Origin of the sequence: Butyricicoccus sp. AM78-15b2TA (assembly GCF_027665985.1) — a bacterium.
GTDB lineage: Bacteria > Bacillota > Clostridia > Oscillospirales > Butyricicoccaceae > Agathobaculum > Agathobaculum butyriciproducens.
The window spans coordinates 1-5,940 of record NZ_JAQEHY010000039.1 but is presented as its reverse complement, the minus strand read 5'-3'; the positions used below and the strand labels follow the sequence as shown (position 1 = coordinate 5,940).

Below are 5,940 nucleotides of genomic sequence, written 5' to 3'. Positions count from 1 at the left end.
CGCTTCATCGAGCCGCAAGCCGATAAGCGGCGTTATGACTGTCCTACGGACAAACACTGGGAACAGTTCATGCAGGGCGAGGAACGCAAGCTGAAACTGACAATGAAGCCGAAACCGTTTGACTTGGAGCGCACGGAAAATTGGATTAACACACAGGTTGCAAAATCTATCAAAATGCTGCAAGAAATCGAGAAAATGAAAGGTCGGGATTTTGTGCAGCAGCTTTTGGATGGTACAGTGCTGAACGAAAAGCATAGGAAGATTGTCGCGCAGGTGACGAGCGGATTGGAGTAAAAGAACAGCCACCGGAGAAAATTCTCTGGTGGCTGTTTGCTTAAAAAGTCGAATATTATGGTTCAATTTCGTGAAAATGTAATGTGTTTACAGTATTATCAAAAAAGTCTGCATAATCAGAATTTATGACGGCTGTAAACGAATCAAATTGTGGTTCAACCGAACAGGTAAACATCGTGCAAGCCTTTTCACGATCATCCCATTGTTGACGCTCTGCCGAACTCATATTCTCTACATCAGTAACAGAAAATTGTTCCCATGCCTTTTCATATTGTTGCCGTAATTCAGCATTTTCAACTGTCATAAGGCTACAATTAACACTCACTATTACGGGTATAGAAGTATCATTTATGTTGAGGTTTCCATTAGCTTCATAATAGTTTTCTGTGGAACACAGAGAGAACGAAAAACTTAATTCATCGCACGAATAAGTTGTAGATTCTAAAAGTAAACCTTTCACTTTCCATGCGTCATGTTTTTCTTTGACAACCTCTACATCATATAAATCCGTATCATTTATCATGTATTGAAACGACATAATACCCGATTTACCTGATTGATTGACTTCACCCTCACCGCTTCCGCCAACAAATGTGACTGTGTAATCTGAACCATATCTTGCAGTCAAGAAGGAATTATCCGTCATATACTCATCGGCCACGGTTTGGTCAGTTGCCAATATTCCCGAAGGAACCGATAGTTTACCGGCAGAACATCCCGATAATATTCCTACTAAAGTAGATAACAGCAATAAAAGCACCTTCTTCAAGAATAAATTCACCTCCACGAAAAAGATTCCACTTTGTTATTCGACTTACGATTCATAATTTTATATCCGCCATACTTACTTTTCCAATAAAGTTTCTCATCGTAAGCACTACGCATTGTACTATTGGGGAATGTTAGTGTAACATCCATAATAATATTTTCTTTCTTGACAGAATTAAGTTTGAAGACTGTTAGCCACCAATGCCCCGACGAGGAACGGGAAGCAAAAGCACTGGTAGTATACGAATCACCGCCATTTTTCTTCTGTACCACTTCTCTAAATGCAATGCTCATACCAATGTATTCGCTAGAATACGCTGCTCGATACCATGCAACATTTTTAGATAACGGTTCCGTATTTTTTATCATGGAAAACAATTTATCAAATGCTTCTGTTCCAGTAAACACTGCACCATCGCATCGCATCTTTTGAAAATATTGACTAAGTGACATCGTACCATCTAAAACATATAGACCAACTTCGCCGCCAGCAGTAGGACCATATTCGCCCTTCCAACATTCCACACGCCATGTTTTGTTGTTATATTGGAATATACAGGACAAAAAATTAATATTGATACCTGGAACAATATTCATATACTTGTCGAAAAGGTCCATATAGCCAAATGTCCGCTGCCAACCATATTCAGAAGAATAAAAATATTGTCCACCATACGAGTATTCAAAACCAAATTTTTGAGCTACCGAATCAATTGTAGCAGATATGCTGGGGCGTTTGCTTGTTTTTAGATACTTATCTACAATCCAACCCGTTTTACCTTTATATTGAACTTTAGCCCAATTATAATTGTTATTGTTTTTCTTCTCGTTTAAATATGTAACAGCAGTATTATATTGCAATGTCGCGAGAACATTATATGATGTACCTGCGCCACTACGCATATAGACATTATCAGTAGCAACATATCGCGTATTCGATGATGCAAGTCCAGCCCAATCAGAATAATTAACCACATTATTCCCGCAATACCCATACCAATTCTCGCCGTCCTTGATGGGGTCCTCCTGCGTGAACCGGTGGTCGGCAGGGTCGTAGAAACGATTCTGCGCGAAATACAGGTCAAGCACTTCGTCCCAAGTGTAGCCGGTGTAATTGTTAGAGTTGTCAATGCCGCTGAAATTCGTATCCGTATAGGTTTCGGTCAGCGGATTGCCCCACGGGTCATAGATCGTGTGCGAGATTACCTTGCCGTTTTCATCTACGGCAAACAGTGTACTGCCAAGGTGGCTGGCGCGATACCACACCTTGCGCACATCGTTTGCAGCAAAGTCACTTTGCAGGTTTTCACCGCCTTCGCCGCGCTTCGTGCCGGCTGCATAGCCATACTCTGCGGAGATTCGGGTGCCGTTCTCATCATACACATAACGCTGCGTGAAGCTGCCGTCCTCTGTGGCCAGTATATCACGATTGGCAATGGAAAGATAGTCCACAACATAGTTCTTTGTTACGGTTTCAAAGTTGCTCTGGAATGTCGTGCCTACCTCGGTTTCCCATGTGCGCTGCCAGAAAAAGCGTCCGTCCATCAAAAAGTCCAGATAATCGGTGCCGTGCGAACCGTCCTTCAAGTCGGAGTTTGCATGACCGGCATTCTTGTTATCGCGCACCTGTACATTCTTAATGCGTACATTGAGCGCATTGTAGGTGTAGGTGCTACTCTGGCCGTCCTCGGTCTTGCCGGTTTTCAGCTTGTTCTGTGCCGTGTAGGTATATTCGGTCGTGCCGTCCGGTGCAGCCTTCTTAATCAGATTGCCCGCCGCGTCATAGGTATAAGTGGTCGTACCGTCCTTACCGGTCTTGCTGGTCAGACGGTTTTGCAGGTCGTAGGTGTAAGTGTTCGTACCGTCGGAAAGCAGATTGCCCGCAAGGTCGTAGGAATACTTCGTATTCTTGCCTTCAACATTGGTGCGGATAAGCTGGTTTGCCTTATCGTAGTAGTAGCGTACCAGCTCGTCCTTCTTGTCAATGTCTACACCGGAACGGTTCTCACTTACGATATTGCCCGCGTCATCGTAGGTATACGCAGTCTGACGGCGTGTGCTGTTGCTCTTGGTGACTTCCTTTTGCAGCGTCAGCAGACCGGCAGCGTTGTAGTCGTACTCGGTCGTGCTGCCGTCACTGTGACCTTCCTTGATCGAGCGTCCTTCCGCATCGCGGGTGTAGGTAACGCCGGTGCCGTCGTGGTCGGTCTGGGACTTCACATTGCCGAGAATATCATACGCGGTCGTAACAGCCTTGCCGTCGGGGTAGGTGATGGACAGACGGTTGTTTGCCGCGTCGTAGGTGTACGCCGTGGTCGTACTGTCCTCATTCGTAACCTTGGTAGTACGGGAAAGTGCGTCGAACGCAAATGCTACCGTGCCGTTTCCGTCCTTGGCCGAGGTCATGTTGCCCGCCTTGTCATAGGCAAAGGTCGCAGTACCGTCCGCGTCCTTGCGGGAAACCATGCGATACAACTTATCGTAGGTGTAAGCAGTCTGCTTGCCGTTCTCGTCAGCCTGCGTCAGCACATTGCCTTCCTTGTCATGCGTGTAGGTAGTCACGCTGCCCAGCGGAGAGGTTTCGGTCAGCAGATTGCCCGCTGCGTCATAGGTATAAGTGGTCGTGGCCTTCTCGTCACCGCCGCCGTACATCGTCGTGCCTGCGGTGTTGCCAAACGAATCATACCGGTACTCGAACATACCGCCTTCGGCGTTGGTCTTGGAAACAAGACGATTCAAGCCGTCATAGGTGTATACGGTCTTGTTCTTGTTGCCGTCGATTACCGCCGTCTGGTTGCCTGCAAGGTCGTATTCGTACTCGGTTGCATGGTTAAGCTGGTTGGTTTCCTTGACCTGCCGATTCATGCAGTCATACGCATACTTCACCCATTCGTTGTTGCGGTTGGTGTACTGAATGAGATTGCTGTTCGCATCATACAGATAAACGGCATACGCATTATTGGCGTCGGTTTCCTTACGGAGATTACCGGCTGCATCATAGGTGTAGGTAGTCGTTGCACCCAGCTTGTCCGTAGTTGCTGCTACTCTGCCGCGCGCGTCATAGGTATTGGTAACAACACCGGAAAGCGCGTCGGTTTCGGTCAGTACATTGCCGTTCTTATCGTAGGTGTAGGTCGTTGCGCTGCCGTTTTCATCGGTTTCAGAAACGACACGCCCCAGCGCGTCATAAGCAGACGAGGACACGCCGCCTTCTGCGTCGGTGGTCTTGAGCAGGTTATAGTTTTTGTCGTAGGCATACTGTGTTGCATTGCCTTCACGGTCAGTGGAAACCAGAACATTGCCTACACCGTCATACTGCTTGGTTCCTGCATTACCCAGTCCGTCAATCGTTTTTACCACACGATATGCACCGTCGTACTCGCTCTTCGCGATTACCGTTCCGTCCTTAGTGACAGAAACCGTGTTGCCTACCTTGTCGTAGCCGTATTCGGTCACAACACCTACTGCGTTGGTTTCGGTATGCGTTCTGCCGAGTGCGTCATAGGTGTACTTGGTTGCATTGCCGTTCTGGTCGGTTACTTCGCTGACATTTCCGAGCGCATTGTAGGTATAGTGGGTTTCGCCGCCGTCCGCATAGGTGATAACCGTAATCTGGTCTTTGCGGTTGTACTGATACGAAGTTTTGTTGCCTTTCGGGTCAGTTACAGTAAGCTGGTTGCCGTTTGCGTCATAGGTGGTAGCAGTCTTACCGCCGAGTTCGTCATAGCTTTCTGTCGTGCGTCCCAGCACGTCGTACACCGTGCGGGTCTTGCTGCCGTCTGCGTTAATCTGCTCTACGGCGCGTCCCAGCAGGTCGTAGACATACTTCGTCACATTGCCTTCGGGGTCGGTAACGCTAAGCTGATTGCCCGCAAGGTCATAGGTGTACGCGGTAACGCCGCCGAGTGCGTCCGTTTCGGTCAGCAGCCGTCCTGCCTTGTCGTAAGTGTAGGTGGTTTCGTTGCCTTCGCCGTCAATCTGCTTTACCGCTGCATTGATGGCGTTGTACTCGGTCTTGGTTTCATTGCCGTTTGCGTCCGTTGTGACAAGCAGATTGCCAACAGGGTCATAGGTATAGGTAGTCTTATTGCCTGCACCGTCGGTTTCGGTCTTGGTTCGTCCGAGTGCGTCATAGGTGTAGGTTTTCTTGTTGCCTTCTGCGTCGGTTTCCGAAATCGTGCGTCCCATGCTGTCATACGCATAGGTCGTTTCGCCGTCCAGCGCGTCAATCGTCTTTGCTACACGGTCGAGCGCGTCATATTCATAGGTAGTCGCATTGCCTTCCGCGTCTGTAGTCTGGATAAGCAGGCCGCGGTCGTTGTAGGTGTAGCGGGTTTCGTTGCCCTCTGCGTCTGTTACCGATACAAGCTGTGCGGTATCCTTGTCATATTCATAGGTGGTTTCATTGCCGTTCGCGTCCGTGCGTTTGAGCGGTTCACCGTTCGTACCGTATTCGGTCGTTACCGTGCCGCCGAGCGCGTCCTTGGTCGAGGTGGTAAAGCCGTTGGCATTGTACTCATACGAGGTTTCGCCGCCCAGCGCGTCTACGGTTTTCAGCAGCTTGCCCGCCTTGGAGTAAGTATGCCTGGTCGTTGCGGTTGCTGAATCACTCACCTTGGTATGCTCTGCAACAATGCGGCCTACGGCATCGTATTCAAAGCTGGTAACGCCGCCTTCTGCGTCAGTGACAGAAAGCTGCCGTCCCTTATCGTCATACGCATAGGTAGTCTGATTGCCGAGCGCATCTGTAACCGTAACCGGCAGACCGAGTGCGTTATAGGTGTACGATGTGGTATGTCCGTTCTTGTCGCGGAACTCGGTCAGGCTGTGACCGGAATAGGTATAGGTTTCCGTATTGCCGAGCGCGTCCGTGATAGA

At 48.6% G+C, this 5,940-nt stretch carries 3 protein-coding genes; 1 reads left to right on the top strand and 2 read right to left on the bottom strand.

Annotated elements, in window-relative coordinates; genetic code table 11:
- The coding region (locus tag PGS25_RS15305; RefSeq protein ID WP_270419386.1) for a replication initiation factor domain-containing protein at positions 1–294 on the top strand (294 nt) is incomplete at its 5' end.
- 55 nt (positions 295–349) lie between these two features.
- On the opposite strand, the gene PGS25_RS15300 is transcribed toward PGS25_RS15305, so the two are convergent.
- Both PGS25_RS15300 and PGS25_RS15295 read right to left on the bottom strand, forming a co-directional pair.
- The gene (locus tag PGS25_RS15300) at positions 350–1,063 is read right to left on the bottom strand and encodes a hypothetical protein (RefSeq protein WP_110436382.1); all 714 of its coding nucleotides are present in this window, start codon (positions 1,061–1,063) and stop codon (positions 350–352) included.
- 8 nt (positions 1,064–1,071) lie between these two features.
- Positions 1,072–5,940 (bottom strand): DUF4474 domain-containing protein (locus tag PGS25_RS15295; protein WP_270419385.1); only part of this gene is annotated, 4,869 nt, incomplete at its 5' end.